Below are 18,230 nucleotides of genomic sequence, written 5' to 3'. Positions count from 1 at the left end.
GTTCCGTGTTCAGGAATTTCCGACGATTTCCGCCACACGGTCCGAGATTTCCTCGAAGCGCTGGCGCAGGACCGTGTCGTCGAAGGGTTCGAGGTCGGGCAGTTGCCGGGTCATGATCTCGCCGAACAACCGGTCGGTCTCGTCGATGAAGTTGAGTACGTTCATCGAGTTCACCGCGGTGTCATAGGTCGAATAGGTGACGTCGAGCCAGGACCGGGCCTTCTCCATCGCCTCGGCCGAGCGTGCCTTCTGGCGGTCGAGGATCCGTTCGTAGCGTGCGATCACATCGAGCGAGAGCGCGTTGGCGGCGATGTTCTTGGCGTAGATGTCCTGCTGTTCGGGCGTGGCCGTGGCCATCCGCTCGCGGGCAAAGGCGACGGTGGCGTCGATCTCGCCCTTGATGGTCCCGAGCGCGGGCAGATATTCCTCGTCGAGCCGGCGCATGTATTCGCGATGCACCATCACCTGCAGCTCGGCCATCACCACGAAGACCCCGTAATACTGGATCTGCATCGCCGGCGAGGGCGAGGTCTCGGCCATCAGCGCCTTGAGCTCGTCGGTGATCTTGCGGGTGATGTCGAAGACCGCGAACATCCGCAGCAGGTCGTCGCCATCGGCGCGCGAGGTCAGGCTGTCGATCTCGTCGGGGCCAAGGGCGGCGCCCGCCTCGGCAAAGCTCTGCTGCAGCGCCTGCTTGCGCGCGGCGACCTCGCCGTCGAGCGCGGTGGCCTCGGCCTCGCGGCTGGCGATCCGCTCCTCGATCCGGTCGGTCTCGTCGGGATCGGGGGCGGGGGCCTTCTGGGCGAGATAGAGATCGCGGCGCAGCACCTCGATCTCGCGCCCGAGGCCGGCGATCTCGGCCCTCAGCCGCCGGATTTCCTCGATGGCGCCGACATTGCCGTCCTGCAGAAGCGCCTTCTCGATCTCGAGCACCAGCGCGTCGACATCGCGTTCGAGGCCCTTGGTCGAGCGGCCCAGCAGCCGGAAGCCGCCTTGCGCGCGGCTGTCCTCGATGCGGTCATGCAACTCGGTGAGGTTCTCGCCGCCCTCGATCAGCCGGTCGAGATGCTGTTCGAGCGGGGTGCCGGGGGGCTTGGCCTCCCAGAGCGTCCAGGCGGCAGCCGGTTGCCCCGCGACGGCGACGAGGCAGGCCAGGGCGAGGATCGGGCGGAGGAAGGGGACGGTCATGCGCGCGCTTTCGGAGGGCGGACCCGGGATCCGCACGGTCGGACGGAAGATACAGCCTAGCACGGATCGCCCGGCCGCGCATCCTTCGCCGGTGCGCGGCAGTGTCTCGGTCCGGGACCCGGGACGAGGACCGTCGCCGCCAGCATCGGGCCGGAGCAGGCCCGGACGCCGCTACAGGACCGCCTTCGGGTGCCGGGCGTTGCGATCCCGCCCCGGCGCCTTAAGGCCGCAGGCAGGCGGTTGCTGCATAAAGGCCACCGTTCGGGATCGGGTCCGGCCTCCAGGATTGACAGTTTGCATTCCATGGCTAGGTTCTCCTCATGGTCACGCATGAGCTCTTTTTCCGGTTTCTGCTTCTGAACCGCCCGGGTCCCCGGGCGGTCTGCGCTTAGGCGCGTCTTCGACCTTCCGGGGCTTTCTCACATCCTTGAATTGAGAATGCGGCCTTCGCCGCCCTCGGAGACACATCATGACCATCACCAGGATCACGCATCTGCCTCCTGGCAGTGACTTTCGGGAGCTGTTCCCGCGCTCTGCTGTCGAGACCGGTTTTCTTCTCACGGCTGCAGACCGGCTGGGCATCGAACGCCTGCTTCGCCATGACGGCACCAGGAATGCGGCAAATCCCGCGCTTCTGAACGGGTTCCTGCGCCACAAGCTGAGGATCTCGCGCGCGGCTCCCGAGCCGGCACCGCCCGGGCTTGTCGTCGCCGGTTGCCATGTCACCTACATGATCAGCGGCGAGGGCGCACGCTCGGGCCTGCTGACCATCAGCCCGGTGCCGGGGCCGGGGTATCTTTCCATTGCGTCGCTTCTCGGCGCGACCCTGATGGGGATGCGGAAGCTGCAGAAGGTTCCGCTCTTGCGGGATGACGGCCGGATCGAGACGGTCGTCGTGCTGGATGTCGGCCTGCCGCCGGGTCGCCACGCGGCCTGAGCGCCCTTCCGCCACCGGCGTACCGAGTAATCGCCGTTTCACGACATATCAGCGCCCTCAGTGGCGGAAAGGAAAGCTCAATGACCGAGCAACATACCCCCTCACGCGGCACCGGGCGGCGGCCCAGGGTCGTCATCTCTGCCGACAGCCTGGACAGGCTCGAAGCTCTTGCGCAGGGCGCGATCCAGCGCAACCCCGAGCTGGCCGACCGGCTGCTCGGCGAGCTTGGCCGGGCCCGTATCGTTCCCGTCGCGAAACTGCCCCCGGACGTGGTGGCGATCGGCCGCGCGGTCACCTATCGCGACGAATCGACCGGTCAGGAGAAGACGGTCACGCCGGTTTTTCCCGAGGCGGCCGACATCTCCAGTGGCCGGGTCTCGGTCCTGACGCCGATCGGGATCGCGCTGATCGGCCTGGCCGAGGGGGCATCGCTGCCCTGGGATACCAGGGACGGAAAGCGGCGGGTGCTGACGGTGCTCCGGGTCGCGCCGGAAGAGGTCGCCGAGGGGCTGGCGGCAGGATGATCCGCTGTTCCCGAGGGCTGGCCGAGGCCCATGACCGGCCCGGAAGGGGTCGCGCGATGCGTTGACGACGCCAGGAGGCTCCTTCCGGGACATCGACTGCCAATGCTCTGGCGTCCTTACCTCCCATCGAAAGAGGCTCTCATGAACCGTCCCCTTCCTCCTGTCTGCCCGTCCTGCAAGGCACCGCTTCCCCGCGCGGCCGCACATCGCTGCCCCAGCTGCCGGCACGTCCTTGACGGCGGACCCTTTCTCATCCGGGTTTCCTGCCGCCGTTGCGGCGCGGCCGTCGAGCGCCGCGCCGGTGCCTCAGCGACCTGCCTCCGATGCCGGTCCACGCGTCCCTCCCGGCTTCTGCAACAGGGCTGACCAGAGGGGGCCGGCCGGTTTTCCGGCGGCCGCTCCGGCCGTCGGCGGGCTGGCCGGCACGCCATTCGCGCCGCCCGATTGCAGGGCGGCGCGGTATGTTTCGGCCTGTCCTGGATGATTGGCTTCATGCGGAATTCCGGGGCTCGAAATGGCATCGGAGCGCTGTTGGGCGGTGAGTCGCCGCGGCGCTTTCCTTTGCCCGACGGGTATTTCCGGGCGTCTTTCGGCGTGGCCCTGCGTTGGCCCTGCATGGAGCGGATCGTGCCGGATATGAGCCAGTCTTCCGACACGCGCCGCGCCTCGTTCCGCGGCAAGCGGCCCCATCCTGCATGATCCGCTTCAATGAGGCTTGCTGTTTTCTCTGTGGAAGCGTATGTCCGGCGGCGGGACACCCCTCCCAACGAGGGGCGCTGTCATTTCTATTTTCTCCTTATATGTCAAATGACTGATAGCTTCTTGCTCGTTTCTTGCACCGTTTTTGCACCGAAAAGCACATTGGTGACGCTCGGGTCTTTCATCGCGTGAGCGTAGGTGCGCAGCACCGTTGTTGCGTCCTTCCATCCGCCCATATCCGCCACGGTCTTCACGTCGATACCGGCTTGCAGCATGGAAGTGGCAAAGCCGTGCCGACAGCAGTGCGGTGTAAGGCGCTCGATCTTCGCCCGCTTGCAAACATTGTTCCAAGGCCCCCGAACGCTGCCCCTCCCGGCGTAGCCGAACACGGGCTCATCCGGATTCCGGTTGCTGGGAATATTCGCTAGCGAGACCACAACTTCGGGCGGCAGATGTGCGATGCGCTTCCAAGGTGTCGGCTTGAACAGGTGCAACTCCACCCTTGCCGCGCTGAGGTCAACATAGCGCCAAGTCAGGTTGCATGCCTCCCCAACCCTCGCCGCCGTGCCGAACATGAACAGGCAGAGCGCGCCAAGATGCGCGAGCCCGTCTTCCTCAGCTTGTGACGAGAAGGCGCGCACCCACTCCAACGTTGCTGGCGTCTTCACCTCGGGCGTTTCGGTGTAGCGTTTCACCGAAATGCGTTGGCACCATCCGAACCCCGCCGCGTGGTTTATTGCAGCCTGCGTTGGCTTGATCACCTGCCGGTTCCAGGTCGGCTCGTTCGCATCGGGGTATATTTTCTTGGCCGCTTGCCTGATCAACTCCGGTGTCACGTCTTCAACGAGAGTGTCTTTCCAGTGCTCCGCCAGCTTGAGAAGAAACCGTGCGGGCTTATCCGCGTCCAAATATGCCGTGAAGACTTGCGCCATGGTCAACCCGGCCCCCGGCCCATCGAAACGACGTTGCCACGCTTGGGCTTCGGTTTCCGCTTTGATCCGCTCCGCGATTTTTCGGTCAGTCGTTTTTGTAGACTGATAAAACTTCCTTCCGGCAACAGTCCCTCGGACGTACCAGGCGCCGTTGCGCTGGAACAGCTTGAGCGACATTTCATAGCCTCCGTGATCTTTTCGACATGCTCCGGAAAGAGGATCATCTTTTGGCCCAGCTTGGCAAACGCGCCAAGCGCCCGCGCCTCGCCCTTCATGGTCCTCTCCGACACACCGAAATGCGCCGCCAAATCGGCGGGCGTGGTGTAGTCAGGGAAGAGCACGGGCGAAGTCATCAATCGTCGCTCTCCCCGCTTTCAGCGAGATATTTTCGGATGTCGGAAGCGGTGCCGCGAATGGCCATCTTGCCTTCGGCACGGGCCTGTTCCATCGCCCGCTCTTGCGCCTCATGCTTCCTCTGCCACGCCTCTTTTCTGATGGGGATCAGCGCGTTCGCGGCTTCCATCTTGGATCCGAAGGCCAGGACGATCAGGACGTCGCCGGGAATGAAGGCCGACACCGGCAGGCCCAATTCACAATATTCCTTCGCGGCCTCCGTCAAGGCGCTGACGGAAGCTGCGGAGAAAGTGCCGCCGATGAACTCCGGCTGTTCAACATGCTGAAATCTCTCGAAACGACGGACGCGCTCGTTGATACGAAACTTCACGCGCGGGTTGCCTGTGCGGGAAACTTCAATGTCCGAATAGGACCACTTCTGAAGGGCCTCCACATGGCCTTCTACGATCTCGCGAAGCTGATCGGCCAGCACTTCACCCGCCGTGCCGTATTCATCGTAGCAATGCGGGGCGTTGAAGCGGTCGCGCATCGCCTCGACACACATGCTCGGACGCTCGCTGGCCGCAATCGCGAGGATCAGCTTGGCGCGGTCTTGCATGGTGGTGTGGGGGATATTCCTACCAACGGCCTTCGGCAGGTCGCCCGAGTTGATCAGGGCGCGGGCATACTTCTTCACTTCCCCCAAGGGCATCGGGATTTCGGACGCCAAGGCTTGGCAAATCTCAGAAACAGTGGCCATCGGCGTCTCCTTCTACTCGAGCAAGACCACCATATTTTGGGATTTGTGATGTGTAAACCAAAATCCAAGATCGCAAGCACAAGACCTCCGGCGGCCCCGAAAGCCCGCCGCATTGCTTGAGGCAGGAAGCTCATCCTATGACGGACCGCTCGGCCTCCCGGCAAATCCTGTCGAACAGGGCCTGAGCGCAGGGGCTCGGGCGGGTCCGGTTGGCGTCATAGGCAACCCGGCGCAGGTCCCGGAAGGTAACGGGGCGGCTGTAGGCGCGCCACAGGCGGAACCGTTGCCACAGGGCGCGGGGGTTGTTCCCGGTCAGATAGTCGTGCTCGGGGCGGAAGAGGGCAAGGCTGGGCAAAGCGAAGGCGTTCGCGCAGGCGCGGTTTTTGGGCATTGTCAGGTTCTCCTAACGGGGGTTATGATGCCAAAAGTATCAACACTGAGGCCTCACAGGTGTCAATACCAAAAGTATCAATTGAGCAAGTGAAAGCTGCGCGCGCATTGCTGCGATGGTCTCAGAATGACCTCGCCCAAGCGTCTGGAATTTCCGTTCCAACAATCAAGAGGCTTGAAGCCGCAGTCGGCGAGATTGGCGGCCGGGCTGAAACCGCATATGCAATCTGTACCGCCCTCGAAACGGCGGGGGTTGAGTTCATAGCAGAGAACGGCGGCGGCGCGGGGGTCAGGCTGAAGAAGGTGGCATCGTGAAGCTGAATGCGCGACAGGTAAAAGCACTACGGAACATCGTCCGTGAGAGCGACTTCCTCGGGGGCGATTTCGCTATCCCAGGCAAACTGGGCACTGGTGTCGGAAAGACCACATTCGATGGCTTGATTGCCCTTGGCTTGATCGAAGCTGGCCCGAGCAAGCGACACCATGGCGCGCTAGGATACCGCCCGACTGAACGCGGTCGCGAGGAAGAGCGCGAGACCTACAAGTGAGCCCAAGCCTGCGGTTTCTCAATTTGAGGGAATTGGCAACCAACCCAGATCCGGGTCGTTCGCTCGCCCCAAATCTGGGTTCAGTGCCGGGCGAGGGCCGGTCCAAATCTGGATCGGCCCTCCAATGGAGGACGGACGCCCCAAATCTGGGTTCTCCTCAATCTGAGGAAACGTCCGCCCACCCAACAAGCGCGACCGCCCTATTCGTTCCAGTCCACCAGTTTCAGCGCCTGCGCCGGGTCGATCCCGGCCTCTTTGGCTTGCACCATCGCGCCGATGATCGCGGACATGGCGCGCGCCCGGCCGCCCGCGTCGAAGGCTTGCAGCGGCGTCATCACGTCCAGGGTGACAGCCGTCCCCAGCTTCTCGGACGCCTCTTCTGCGATCAGCGCCGCGATGGGCTGCAGCATCCACTGTGCCAGATGTCGCTGGGCCTCCCGAACCATCGGCCCCGTGGTCGCCGGGTTCAGAAGCCCAGGCAGGACACCGAAAGCGCCGCTGACAGCATTGCGTGCCGCGTCCAGCGTTTCCTTGGTCATCGCCTTGGAAAGATCCGGCGTAAGGTCGTCCGGGTGCTGGCCGATCTGGGGGTGTTGCCCGGCGGCGGTGGCCTGTGCCACGCCCTCGACCACCAGGACCGAACCGCGCCGCCCACGGAACGCTGCACGCATCGCCGCCATGTCGTCAGAGTCCGAATCCGGCAAAGGCACGATCTGCGTCCCGATGGGCGCATTTTCGTAGGTCTCGGAAAGCGCGGTTTCGACGGCCTGCAGAAGCCCGGCCGTGAGCCGCGCCCGTCGCAGAGGGGCGGAGCCGATCCAGGGTTGCGCGGCATCCGCGCCGATACGGATATGCAGCACCTCGCCCGCCAGCGCGGTGAAGGTCGCACCGCCGCCCACTTCGGGAATCGTCAGCCGATAGGCCCTCGGGCGGCCATCGCGGGTGGACAGATCCCAATCGGAGGCGGGCACCAGCCTGTCGCCGCGCAGCCAAAGCACAACCTCGCCACGCAGGGCCAGAGACCGGCCGATCATCGCCAAGGTGAAGCGGTCCAGCAGCGGCGTGCCTTTCACCTCCGCCAGGGAAAGGCCCTGTTCCCATAGGGAAACGCAGGTCTGCACCGTCGCGGTCAACTCAGCCACCCCCGATGCCCCGGCGATCCAGTTTTCGCGCAGCCGCATCACTTCGGCAGTGAAGCTCGACGCCGCCCGGGTTTCTTCCTTGCGCTTGAATGGCCACATGGTCACGCCCTCCATCTGTTAAGGGCGCGGGCCAACCCTGCGTCCTCGGGGTCGCCCAGCGCCCAGGCACGGGCCTCGATCTGGGCGGCCGGATAGGCGGGACGGGCCACCGCCGAGAATTCGAAGATGGCGGCCGAGGCCACGGTGCGCACCAGGTCCGCGCCGCGCCGCTCGATCCGCTCGCCGCCGGGCTGGACGCGGAAGCCGGGGGATAGCCCGCGGATCAGCCCGGCCGCGTGGGCCGCCAGGAAGTCCCGCGCCCAGCTGGTGCCGGGGTCGATCTCGGCCACCAGTTCGACCCCCTCGTCACTGTCCCGCACGGTCAGGCTGCCCGAGCCGCGCGAGGCCAGCGGCCGGTCGTAGGAATGCCCGGCCAGCAGGTGAATATCCTCGCCCCGCTCGATCCGGTCGGCAAAGGCACGGGGGGCGATGATCTCCCGCCGCCCCGGCGCCAGTTCGGTTTCCTGCGCATAGGGGAACAATGCCCGAAGGCGGGTTGCCCCGCCCTCGGACCTCAGCTCCAGCGCCCCGAGAGATGCGCCCCAGAGCATTACGCGGCGTCCAGTTCGAGGCCGGTCAGCAGTTCGAGCTGGGCCGGACGCGCCACCGTCACATCCATCGTGGCAAGGGCGGTGATCCTGAGCCCGCCGGATTGCGCATCGCTGTAGGGGTCACGGATCATGTCCACCGCGCCCCATGCGCCGATGAAGATCGGGGCCACGCCGCCCGCCGCCGTGGTCAGAAGCGAGGCCGTCGCCAGCGGATTTCCCGAGGGCGCGGCCAGGGCGTTGTGGGTCATGGCGATGTTGCCCGCAGGGATGTTCTTCACCAGGCGGTCCCATTCCGAAACGGCGGTGCCCTCGATCAACGCGCCGTCCAGGAAGTCCCACAGCTCGGGCCGGATCAGCGCCCGCACCGCGTCCGGCGAACCGGCGGCATTGGCGGTCATGAACCGGGTGACGGCCGAGCGGAACGCGCCCCAGCTCGCCAGAGCATTCACCGCCGTGGACGTGATGCCATAGGTCGCCGCGCCGGTGATGACGCCAAGGGGCTGGCCATTCGCCCCGGTGCCAAGGAAGGCCGCCTGATCCATGGCCGCGCCCATGGCGCCGCTCATGTCGCGGCGCACCGCCTGTTCCAGCGCCGCGCCGGACTGCTTGAGGGTCTTGCGGGTGATGCGCATCTGAATGCCGAGGTTGTGGTCCGGCGACATGGCGCGGTCGGTGGTGGCATAGGTGGTCGGCCCGGCCACATTGGCCGTCTCGCCATCAGCCCAGCCAGCCGTCACGGCCGAGGTGGTGACCGGCCATTCCACCGCGCCCGCGTCGATGTTGATCATCTGCGCACCCATGCGCGCGGCCACGCTGTCAGGGAACAGGCGGTCGATGATCGGGCGCGTCTGGATCGGGTTCGGGGTGCCGCTGGCAACGGTCTCACCGGCCCGGACCTCCAGCGCCTGCCACGGCACCGGGATGCCCCGGAAACCGCCCGCGCTGCGCAGCTCGGTCACGATCTCGGCCGTCTTGCCGTCGAGCTGGCGCCCTTCGTCCAGGGCCAAAGCCACCTGCCGCAGCTCGAAGCCCGCGACCAGATCGTCCCATTCCCGGCCCGCGCGGGTTTCGAGGTCCGCCCCGGCCTCGCGGCGTTCGGTGTCTTCCGCAATCAGGGCGGCCCGATAGCGGGTCTCGTTCTGGCGGTATTCGCGGTCCAGGCCTTCCATCGACCGGGTTTCGTCCTCGCTGGGGGTATCCTTGCCCACCAGCTCGGCCAGCTTTTGGCGGATCTCGGATTGCCGCCGTTGGATCTTCACGGAATCAAGCATTTGGTACTCCTGTTATTGCTCGATAGGGGAATTGCGGTGCGTCTCGCGCACCAGGTTGGCCCACGCCTTGCGGCGCGGGTCGGGCTCGGGGTGCCCGCATTCGACGCGCGTCTTGCGCGTGTGGCAGGCCGGGCAGAGGCTTTGCAGGTTGCCCGGAGCGAAGGCCAATTCGGGATGGGTGCGCACCGGCTGGATATGATCGACCTCAAGCCGACCGCGCGCCCCGCAGCCGACACAACGGAATCCATCCCGCTCGAGGATCTGCATCCGCAGGGCGCGCCATCTTTTCGTCCGCAAGACCGGCTGCGAGAAGCGGCGGAAGCCGTCCTTCATGCCCATGCCATCCTCGCCTTCTTCTGCGGTCTGGCGGTCTGGCGCACACCTTCGGCCACGGCCAGGACAGCCGCGCAGGCCGCGTCGATCCGGCCCTTGGACCGGGCTTTCGCCAGCTTGATGTTGTTCGCCGGGTCTCGGAGGCAGACGGTATCCGCGAAGGCGGATCGCAGCAGGAGGCTCGGAACCGTCCGCACCCGGCCGTCGAAGACCGCCCGCCGGAAGCGCTCGCAATCCTCGTTGCCGTCCCGAAACCCCATGCCGCGCCAGACAATCGGCGCCCGGATGCCCGCGCGGTCCAGGGCCTCGCCCAGCTCGGCCTGCTTGTAGCGGTCCATGGTCAGCGCCGCGATCTGCTCGCCCTCGACATGCCGCAGCACCTCGATCAGCCAAGCCGCCACCGGCACGGTCTTGTCGCCCAGCGTGGACAGCTCACCGCGGTCGGCCATCTCGACATACCGGCCTGCCACGCCATCGGCCGCGCCCCGGTCGGCAAGCGTCGGCGCGCTGGGGAAGGTGCCAAGGGCTTCCAGCCGCCCGCTCGACGGCCAATAGAAGGCCGCTGCGGTCATCGAGGCAGAGCCGCCCAGGTCGATCCCGACAACGCACGGCCCCTCGCGCGGCGGCATTTCGGACGCTTCGCATGCCAGCCATTCGTCCACGGTCAGCAGCAGGTCGCGGGTCTCGCCGCTGATCCGCTCATTGCGGTTGTAGAGCCGGAAGCTCGTCAGCGTGGAGCCACCCCGCGCGATCGCGCGCCGGGCCTGCGATTGCAGCCATTCCAGCGAAGACCCGATGCCATAGGACGCGCCCGGATTTGCCAGCTTGAGGCTTTCCAGATCATCGGCCGGAAGCGCGGGCGCCGGCCGATGCTCCTGCCGGTAGACGCCCGGCTGATCCTCATCGAGCCACACCGAAAACGGGTGCGTGTCATCGGCCGCAGACGTGGAAATGATCAGCGCCCGACCGCCCCGCTTGCCCAGACCGGACAGCAGCGCATGTTCCAGGTCGTCGCCGCGATCCGCAGGCCAATGACCGCGCTCGTCCATCAGCACCAGCGTCGGCGCAGAGCCCAGGGCCGACTTCCCATCCGCCGCAATCGCGCGCAGGAAGTGCGACCCCTTGTCGTCCTCGTACTCGATTTCCAGCCGGGGCGACCGCCGGAAGGTCAGCGCGCCTTGCGTGTCCTCGGGTAGCCCCATGGCGAGTTGCGCGGCGAAGTCCCAGGCGATCCGGGCTTGATCCCGCGTCCGGGCCGCGATCAGGATCTCCCGCGCGGGCTGGTCGTCCCATTCGCCCAGAAGCGCGCCCAGCGCGATCCCCGAAGACAGGGCCGTCTTGGCATTGCCACGCCCGATGCTGAGCACGCCCACGTTCACATCGTCGGCCAACGCGCCCCGGACGAATTGCTTTTGGAACGGGGCCAGCTTGAGCCGCTGCCCGGCCATCGGGCCTTGCGGGATTTCGAGGCTCTCAAGGAAGCGGATTGCTTTGGTCGATGCCTTGGCCCGGCTCATGCCAGCCACCCCAGCCAGAGGCACAACGCGAAAGCATAACTCCCACCCTCGGTTGCGCGCCCGCCCAGAAACCGGGGCATTGGGACCAGATGCGTGATCATAGCCGCACCCCCCGATGCCGGGCGACAGCGCGCGCCATGGAAGGCGAGACGGACGGCGACTTGTCATCCAGTCCGCCACGGTTGTCATAGGACAGGACAACCTGATCCAGTATGGCAAGCGCGAGGTCTTCCGGCACGGCCGAGGCCTCATGCCCAAAGCCCGCCTGATACTCGATCACGGCCGAGCCCAGGTAATCGGTCAGCTCCAGTGCAGGGCGGCGGCCGGTCCGCACCGTGAAGCCGGTGAGCGGAGCCCCATCGGTCTTCACGGTCACGACCGCACCGTCTTGCACCGGACCGATGGGCAGCGGCAGGCGGCCGCTCTTGGGCCAGGCAGTCAGCGTGACGCGGATCGTCTGATTGATCAGCGCCAGTTGCCCCAGCTCCTCGGCCTCGCGCGTCGCCGCACGGATCATGCGCGTGATGGCCGCATCATCCTCGGACAAATCCACACGGCAATGCAGCTTGGCGTCTTCCAGGCTGACGGCCAGCGTGTCCGGGGTCGTAAGTCGTTCTGTGTTCATCTGCTCGCTCTCTTTTCGTTGGAAGCATTCCGGGCGCCCTGTTGCGCCACCCCACAGGCAGCAGGTGACGCAGCATCACCACCACCCCACCCCCCTTTAGGGGTGGTGGTGGTGACGCACCTGTTTTCGTGGGTGTTTGCGTCACCCTGCATCACCCCTGTTTGAGGGGTGGTGACGCACATCATTCCGTCGCCCATTCACCCACCTCCACAGTCGGAACAGGCTTGCGGATCGGGCCGGTCTTCTGGCCCTTCACCAGCGCGCCGGACCTGAGCCACGTCTCGATCATCTTCTTAATGCGCTTGCGGTCGCTCGTGGCGTCCAGGCCCAGCACCTCAGCCACGATCACGCCCGCCCAGTCGTCGCCCGCTTGGTCGGAATAGCGCGGGTGCTTGCCCTCGATGGCCTGTTGCACGGCCAGCAGATCCTTGACCGTCACACCGTCGAAGGTTTCGGGCCATTCCCAGACCTCGGCCACGCCCACGCTATCGCCGTTGGGGAGATGCACCGACGCCATGCGCCGCCAGACCCGATCCCCCACCGGGGCGAGGTTCGCCTTATCGCGAGTGACGGCGAAGTAGGTGGCAGGGTCACCTTGAACCCCTGCCTCGGCCTTGAGGTCATCGCTCATCTTGTTGAGCACCCGGCCGGATCGCGCTGCCGCCAACAGGGCGGACGCTCCCCGCCCGCTTTCGGTCGTCGCTTCCTCGCCGTTGGTCTTGCGGGTGTGGTGGACCAGCTCGATTGCGCAGTTGCACCGATCCGCAAGCCGCGCCCATTCCTTCGCCACCAGGTCGATTGCGCCGTTGTCGTTCTCTGACGCTTGGTGCGAGGACACGAACGGATCGATCACCAGCACGTCGATCTCGCGCGCCTCGATCTCGCGGGCCAGTTCGGCGAGTTCCGGCTTGATGATCTGGACGCCCTCGCGGGTCTGAATGGCCGTGCTCAAGGCGCGTTCGCGGCCCGTGTCCACAAAGAGCCGCCCCGCGATTTCCTCGGGCCTGACGTTGTGGTGCTGCATCGCCGCGATGATGCGCCGTTCCATTTCGTCGCGCGGATCTTCGAGGTTGTAGAGCCAGACCTTGAGGCCCTTGGCCGTCCAATCCCCGAGAAGCTCGCGCCCGGATGCCATCGCCAGCGCCTCACAGATCGTCAGGGACGACTTACCGACGCCGCCGGGGGCGACCGTCACCGAAACCTGTTTGCGGATCAGGTGCCGCCCGTAGACCCACGGGCGGGGCGGGATCGTAGCCGGGTCGCGCCAGACAAAGGCCGTGGGCAGGCGATCCGCCCGCTCGCGCGGAAACTCGGCCCGGTGCGCGCTGATCTGCATTTCCATGTCGGAGAAATCGCGGGCCATCACGCGGCTTGCCTCCCCTGCACATGGGCGAGGAACGCCGCTTGCCGATGGCGGGGCATGGCCATGAAGCTGGCGAGGCAATAGGCTTCCAGCTCGCGGCCCGATGCCATGGCGGCCCAGAAGGCCGCATCGTCCATCACGCTGAGGAAGGGCGGCAGCGGAGCGCCCGCCCCGCCGATCACGGTTTCGGCCACGTCTTCGGCCTGATCCTCGTCCAGCGACCGAAGGGCCGCCCATGCGAGCGCAGCCCGTTCGCGGCCGGTCAGCCGTGCGGCCCAGACGGCCGAAGCGGCCGCCCACGCGTCGAAGTCTTCCAGCGTCAGCGCCGCCGCCAGCATCCGAGAGGCGCGGTCGTGCGCGTCAGAGGCGTATTTCAGCGTTGCCGAGACACCGGCTTTCAAGCTAGAATGGCAGGGAAGTCGGAAGCCTTCACATGCATTTTCAGCGCCGTTGCGGGGACCATCCGCAGCGGCGTTTTCTTTGGCGCTGTCTCGGGACGGATGGGGAACAAACTGCACCGAATTTGCACGTGCAATCGGCATCCGTTCACGCATCGTTCCGCTGCAAGCCGTAAGAATCTGCATGGCAGACCCTTTTGATACTTGCTGTTTTTTCTGGGGAAGCGTATGTCCGGCGGCGGGACACCCCTCCCCAACGAGGGGCGAATATCTGGAAGGATACCAGCGATGGTCACCGCTACCCCGGCAACGCGCCCGGTCAATCCGCGTTTTTCCTCTGGCCCCTGTGCCAAACTCCCCGATTTCTCTCTCGACATGCTCGCCGATGCCGCGCTCGGCCGGTCGCACCGCGCCGCGATCGGCAAGGCCAAGCTGAAGGCCGCCATCGAGACCACGCGCGAGATCCTCGGCGTGCCCGCCGATTACCGGATCGGCATCGTGCCTGCCTCGGATACCGGCGCCGTCGAGATGGTGATGTGGTCGATGCTGGGCGCCCGCGGCGTCGAGATGCTGGCCTGGGAAAGCTTCGGCTCCGGCTGGGTCACCGATGTGGTCAAGCAGCTCAAGCTCGACGCCACCGTGCGCGAGGCGCCCTATGGTGAGATCGTCGATTTCACGCAGGTCGATTTCGACAAGGACGTGGTCTTCACCTGGAACGGCACCACCTCGGGCGTGCGCGTGGCCGATGGCGATGCGATCCCGGCGGAGCGCGCGGGTCTCACGATCTGCGACGCCACCTCGGCCGCCTTCGCGATGGATCTGCCCTGGGACAAGCTCGATGTCGTGACCTTCTCCTGGCAGAAGGTGATGGGCGGCGAGGGCGCGCACGGGATGCTGATCCTCGGCCCCCGCGCCGTGGAGCGGCTGGAAAGCTACAGCCCCGCCTGGCCGCTGCCCAAGATCTTCCGCATGACCAAGGGCGGCAAGCTGAACGAGGGCATCTTCGTCGGCGAGACGATCAACACCCCCTCGATGCTGGCGGTCGAGGATTACCTCGTCGCGCTCGACTGGGCGAAGTCGATCGGCGGTCTGCCGAAGCTGATCGAACGCTCGACCGCGAACTTCAAGGCGGTGCAGGATTTCGTCGACACGAAGCCCTGGATCGAGAACCTTGCAGCTGACCCCGCGACCCGCTCGAACACCAGCGTCTGCCTGAAATTCACCGACGCGCGGATCAGGGACGGTGCTGCCTTTGCCAAGGCCATCGTCAAGCGGCTGGACAAGGAAGGCGTGGCCTTCGACATCGGGTCCTATCGCGACGCGCCTGCGGGTCTGCGGATCTGGTGCGGTGCCACTGTCGAGACGGCGGATGTCGCGGCGCTGATGCCCTGGATCGAATGGGCCTTCGAAGCCGAGATCGAGGCGCAGACCGCCGCCGCCTGACGCGAATTTTCGTCGAAAATTCGAGGCCGGGCGAGACGCGCCCGGCCCTTCCCCCCATTCCCACGAGGAGTGCCCGAGATGGCCCCCAAGGTTCTCGTTTCCGACAAGCTTTCCGAAACCGCCGTCCAGATCTTCCGCGACCGCGGCATCGAGGTCGACTTCCAGCCCGATCTCGGCAAGGACAAGGACAAGCTGCTCGAGGTGATCGGCCAGTATGACGGCCTCGCCATCCGCTCTGCCACCAAGGTGACCGAGAAGATCCTCGAAGCCGCCACCAATCTCAAGGTCGTCGGCCGTGCCGGCATCGGCGTCGACAATGTCGACATCCCGGCCGCCTCGAAGAAGGGCGTGATCGTGATGAACACGCCTTTCGGCAACTCGATCACCACGGCCGAACATGCCATCTCGATGATGATGGCCGTCGCCCGGCAGATCCCCGAGGCCAATGCCTCGACCCATGCCGGCAAATGGGAGAAATCCCGCTTCATGGGCGTCGAGCTCACCGGCAAGACGCTCGGCCTGATCGGCTGCGGCAATATCGGCTCGATCGTGGCCGACCGCGCCGTCGGCCTGAAGATGAAGGTTCTGGCCTATGACCCCTTCCTGTCGGAAGAGCGCGCCGACAAGCTGGGCGTGACCAAGGTCGAGCTGGAGGACCTGTTGCCGAAGGCCGATTTCATCACGCTGCACGTGCCGATGACCGAGAAGACGGCCAACATCCTCTCGGCCGAGAACCTCGGCAAGACCAAGAAGGGCGTGCGCATCGTCAACTGTGCCCGCGGCGGTCTCGTCGACGAGACGGCGCTGGCCGAGCTGCTGCAATCGGGTCATGTCGCGGGCGCGGCCTTCGACGTCTTCGCCGTGGAGCCGGCCAAGGACAACGTGCTGTTCAACCTGCCCAACGTGGTCTGCACCCCGCATCTGGGCGCCTCGACCACCGAGGCCCAGGAAAACGTGGCCCTGCAGGTCGCCGAGCAGATGTCCGACTATCTGCTGACCGGCGCGGTCACCAATGCGATCAACATGCCCTCGATCACCGCCGAAGAGGCGAAGGTCATGGGCCCCTGGATCAAGCTCGCGGGCCATATCGGCGCCTTCATCGGCCAGATGACCGACGAACCGGTCAAGGCGATCAACGTGCTCTATGACGGCTTCGCCGCCGAGATGAACACCGCCGCCCTGAACGCCGCCGCCATTGCCGGGGTGATGAAGCAGGCCAATCCGACCGTGAACATGGTCTCGGCCCCGATCGTCGCCAAGGAGCGTGGCATCGCGATCTCGACCACGACCCAGGGCAAGTCGGGCACCTTCGACGGCTATGTCAAGATGACTGTCGTCACCGCCAAGCGCGAACGTTCGATCGCCGGCACCGTGTTCTCGGACGGCAAGCCGCGCTTCATCCAGATCAAGGGCATCAATATCGATGCCGAGATCGGCGAGCACATGCTCTACACCACCAACCGCGACGTGCCGGGCATCATCGGTGCGCTGGGCGCGGCAATGGGCGCGCATGGGGTCAATATCGCGAACTTCACGCTCGGCCGCACCAAGGTCGGCGAGGATGCCATCGCGCTGATGTATCTCGACCAGCCGATGCCCGCCCATGTGGTCGAGGAGCTCGAGAAGACCGGCCTGTTCCAGCAGGTGCGCCCGCTGGAATTCGAGATCGGCTGACCCGCGCCGGATTGACAGTCCGGGGGCCTGCCGCAGACCCTGCGGCGGGCCCCTTGCCTTTTCAGGAGAGCTTTCATGTCACTCAGCTATGCCATCGGCGATATCCATGGCCAGCGGGCGCGGCTCGAGGCGGCGCATGCGCTGATCGCCGAGGACCGGGAGCGGGTCGGCGATGCCCGGGCGCCGGTGATCCATCTCGGCGATTATGTCGATCGCGGACCCGACAGCCGCGGCGTGCTCGATCTGCTGATCGAGGGCCGGGCCGTGGGGCGCCCCTGGATCTGCCTGCTGGGCAATCACGATCGCTGGATGCAGCATTTCCTGCGCCCCGGCTGCGAGCCCGAACCGGCGCGGCCCGATATGCTCTGGCTCGAGGATGCGGTCGGCGGGCGGGCGACGCTGGCCTCCTACGGTGTCGAGGCGGATCCGCATCGCGCGCTCGGCGCGATCCATGCCGAGGCCCGGGCGGCGGTGCCCTCTGCGCATCTGGAGTTTCTCGCGGGGCTTCTGCCCTGCTTCCGCCATGGCGAGGCGTTCTTCTGCCATGCCGGCATCCGGCCCGGCGTGCCGCTCGAGGCACAGAACGTCACCGACCTGATCTGGATCCGTGGCGAGTTTCACCGCGATACCCGCGAGCATGGCGCATTGGTCGTGCATGGCCATACGCCGGTCGACCGGGTCACCCATTTCGGCAACCGGGTCAATCTCGATACCGGTGCGGGCTATGGCCGGCCGCTCTCTGTCGTGGCGATAGAGGGCCGCAAGGCGTATCTGCTGACCCCCGGCGGGCGGGTGGCCGTGCCGCCGGAGATGCCGCCCGAGGCGCGCTGCCAGGCCGGGTGAGGCCCGGCGGCCCGCCCTTGGGAAAACCGGGCCGGGGGGCAAGCCGGTTCCGGGAAAACCCGCTCCCCCTGCCGGGACGGATCGGCTAAGACCGGCGCCATGACCCAGATCGACCCTTCCACCCTGCACGATCCCGGCGGCAAGACCCGCTGGTCGTTGCCCCCGGGCATGCGCGGCAGCGCCGTCTTTTCGCCCTGCGGGCGCTACCGGACCCGGCTCGAGCGCGACTGGACGGCGGCGGGCCAGCCCCCCCGCACCATCCTGTTCTGCGGCATGAACCCCTCGACCGCCGATGCGCTGGTGCAGGACAATACCTGCGCCAAGGAGACAAGGCGCGCCGCGGCGCTGGGCTTCACCCGCTATCTCAAGGGCAATGTGCTGGATTATCGCGTCACCAACCCGAAGGACCTGCCGAAGGACCCGGGCCTTGCCTGCAGCGCCGAGAACCTGCCCGCGATCCTGTCCATGGCCCGCGAGGCCGAGCTGGTGGTGATGGCCTATGGCCGGCTTCACAAGCGCTATGCCGGGGTGGTCGGGGGCATCATCGCCGCGCTGCGCGAGACCGGAAAGCCGCTTTACTGCTTCGGTCTCAATCAGGACGGCTCGGCCAAGCACCCGCTTTACCTGCGCAACGACGCGCCGCTTCTGCCGTTCTGAGCC

Annotated in this window: 20 protein-coding genes; 8 read left to right on the top strand and 12 right to left on the bottom strand. The window is 66.1% G+C overall.

The window, feature by feature from the left end:
* Positions 1-9 precede the first annotated feature (9 nt).
* On the bottom strand, positions 10-1,188 hold the full coding sequence (locus ACK8CO_RS08370; RefSeq protein ID WP_414898827.1) for a hypothetical protein: 1,179 nt from the start codon (positions 1,186-1,188) through the stop codon (positions 10-12).
* Between the two features lie 469 nt (positions 1,189-1,657).
* Here ACK8CO_RS08370 and ACK8CO_RS08365 point away from each other — a divergent pair, with 469 nt between their 5' ends.
* Together ACK8CO_RS08365 and rnk are read left to right on the top strand one after the other, a co-directional pair.
* Positions 1,658-2,125, top strand: a complete 468-nt coding sequence (locus tag ACK8CO_RS08365) for a hypothetical protein (protein ID WP_414898826.1) — start codon at positions 1,658-1,660, stop codon at positions 2,123-2,125.
* An 80-nt stretch (positions 2,126-2,205) separates the two neighbouring features.
* Positions 2,206-2,649, top strand: a complete 444-nt coding sequence (gene rnk / locus ACK8CO_RS08360) for a nucleoside diphosphate kinase regulator (protein WP_080614938.1) — start codon at positions 2,206-2,208, stop codon at positions 2,647-2,649.
* 803 nt (positions 2,650-3,452) lie between these two features.
* Here the strand turns inward: rnk and ACK8CO_RS08355 are convergent.
* The 3 genes from ACK8CO_RS08355 to ACK8CO_RS08345 all read right to left on the bottom strand — a co-directional run bounded on the left by ACK8CO_RS08355 (position 3,453) and on the right by ACK8CO_RS08345 (position 5,764).
* Positions 3,453-4,457, bottom strand: coding sequence for a tyrosine-type recombinase/integrase (locus ACK8CO_RS08355; protein WP_414898825.1), 1,005 nt, complete (start codon positions 4,455-4,457; stop codon positions 3,453-3,455).
* A gap of 175 nt (positions 4,458-4,632) precedes the next feature.
* Positions 4,633-5,373, bottom strand: coding sequence for a hypothetical protein (locus ACK8CO_RS08350; RefSeq protein WP_414898824.1), 741 nt, complete (start codon positions 5,371-5,373; stop codon positions 4,633-4,635).
* 130 nt (positions 5,374-5,503) lie between these two features.
* Positions 5,504-5,764 (bottom strand): hypothetical protein, encoded by a 261-nt coding sequence (locus ACK8CO_RS08345; RefSeq protein WP_414898823.1) that lies wholly within the window; start codon positions 5,762-5,764, stop codon positions 5,504-5,506.
* Positions 5,765-5,823: 59 nt separating this feature from the next.
* Between ACK8CO_RS08345 and ACK8CO_RS08340 the strand changes: the two genes are divergently transcribed.
* Both ACK8CO_RS08340 and ACK8CO_RS08335 read left to right on the top strand, forming a co-directional pair.
* Complete coding sequence (locus ACK8CO_RS08340; RefSeq protein WP_414898822.1) at positions 5,824-6,078, top strand: helix-turn-helix domain-containing protein; 255 nt, start codon at positions 5,824-5,826, stop codon at positions 6,076-6,078.
* Positions 6,075-6,311, top strand: coding sequence for a hypothetical protein (locus tag ACK8CO_RS08335; protein ID WP_414898821.1), 237 nt, complete (start codon positions 6,075-6,077; stop codon positions 6,309-6,311). Before ACK8CO_RS08340 ends, ACK8CO_RS08335 begins: the two co-directional genes overlap by 4 nt.
* 200 nt (positions 6,312-6,511) lie before the next feature.
* Here the strand turns inward: ACK8CO_RS08335 and ACK8CO_RS08330 are convergent, their stop codons facing one another.
* The 8 genes from ACK8CO_RS08330 to ACK8CO_RS08295 all read right to left on the bottom strand — a co-directional run bounded on the left by ACK8CO_RS08330 (position 6,512) and on the right by ACK8CO_RS08295 (position 13,796).
* Positions 6,512-7,552, bottom strand: a complete 1,041-nt coding sequence (locus ACK8CO_RS08330) for a phage portal protein (protein WP_414898820.1) — start codon at positions 7,550-7,552, stop codon at positions 6,512-6,514.
* Positions 7,553-7,554: 2 nt separating this feature from the next.
* Entirely contained in the window at positions 7,555-8,103 is a 549-nt protein-coding gene (locus ACK8CO_RS08325; RefSeq protein ID WP_414898819.1) for an HK97 family phage prohead protease, read from the bottom strand.
* Positions 8,103-9,374, bottom strand: coding sequence for a phage major capsid protein (locus ACK8CO_RS08320; protein ID WP_414898818.1), 1,272 nt, complete (start codon positions 9,372-9,374; stop codon positions 8,103-8,105). The genes ACK8CO_RS08325 and ACK8CO_RS08320 overlap by 1 nt, the downstream gene beginning before the upstream one ends.
* A 12-nt stretch (positions 9,375-9,386) precedes the next feature.
* The gene (locus ACK8CO_RS08315) at positions 9,387-9,713 is read right to left on the bottom strand and encodes an HNH endonuclease (protein WP_414898817.1); all 327 of its coding nucleotides are present in this window, start codon (positions 9,711-9,713) and stop codon (positions 9,387-9,389) included.
* A complete protein-coding gene (locus ACK8CO_RS08310) occupies positions 9,704-11,392 on the bottom strand; it encodes a terminase large subunit domain-containing protein (protein ID WP_414898816.1) in 1,689 nt (562 codons plus the stop codon). Before ACK8CO_RS08310 ends, ACK8CO_RS08315 begins: the two co-directional genes overlap by 10 nt.
* A complete protein-coding gene (locus ACK8CO_RS08305; RefSeq protein WP_414898815.1) occupies positions 11,322-11,849 on the bottom strand; it encodes a head-tail connector protein in 528 nt (175 codons plus the stop codon). Before ACK8CO_RS08305 ends, ACK8CO_RS08310 begins: the two co-directional genes overlap by 71 nt.
* 181 nt (positions 11,850-12,030) lie before the next feature.
* Positions 12,031-13,212, bottom strand: a complete 1,182-nt coding sequence (locus ACK8CO_RS08300) for an AAA family ATPase (RefSeq protein WP_414898814.1) — start codon at positions 13,210-13,212, stop codon at positions 12,031-12,033.
* Entirely contained in the window at positions 13,212-13,796 is a 585-nt protein-coding gene (locus ACK8CO_RS08295; RefSeq protein WP_414898813.1) for a hypothetical protein, read from the bottom strand. The genes ACK8CO_RS08300 and ACK8CO_RS08295 overlap by 1 nt, the downstream gene beginning before the upstream one ends.
* Before the next feature lie 102 nt (positions 13,797-13,898).
* Here ACK8CO_RS08295 and ACK8CO_RS08290 point away from each other — a divergent pair, with 102 nt between their 5' ends.
* The 4 genes from ACK8CO_RS08290 (at position 13,899) to ACK8CO_RS08275 (ending at position 18,227) form a co-directional block, all read left to right on the top strand.
* Positions 13,899-15,053 (top strand): phosphoserine transaminase, encoded by a 1,155-nt coding sequence (locus ACK8CO_RS08290; RefSeq protein WP_414898812.1) that lies wholly within the window; start codon positions 13,899-13,901, stop codon positions 15,051-15,053.
* A 78-nt stretch (positions 15,054-15,131) separates the two neighbouring features.
* Positions 15,132-16,727 (top strand): phosphoglycerate dehydrogenase, encoded by a 1,596-nt coding sequence (gene serA, locus ACK8CO_RS08285; protein WP_080614951.1) that lies wholly within the window; start codon positions 15,132-15,134, stop codon positions 16,725-16,727.
* A 75-nt stretch (positions 16,728-16,802) separates the two neighbouring features.
* On the top strand, positions 16,803-17,570 hold the full coding sequence (locus ACK8CO_RS08280) for a metallophosphoesterase (protein WP_414898811.1): 768 nt from the start codon (positions 16,803-16,805) through the stop codon (positions 17,568-17,570).
* Between the two features lie 99 nt (positions 17,571-17,669).
* Positions 17,670-18,227, top strand: a complete 558-nt coding sequence (locus ACK8CO_RS08275; RefSeq protein ID WP_414898810.1) for a DUF1643 domain-containing protein — start codon at positions 17,670-17,672, stop codon at positions 18,225-18,227.
* Positions 18,228-18,230 lie beyond the last annotated feature (3 nt).

It is taken from the genome of Rhodovulum sp. HP10, assembly GCF_047553435.1.
Taxonomy (GTDB): Bacteria; Pseudomonadota; Alphaproteobacteria; order Rhodobacterales; family Rhodobacteraceae; genus Rhodovulum.
The sequence above is the reverse complement of the archived record's forward strand: the minus strand, read 5'-3'. Positions and strand labels throughout refer to the sequence as shown.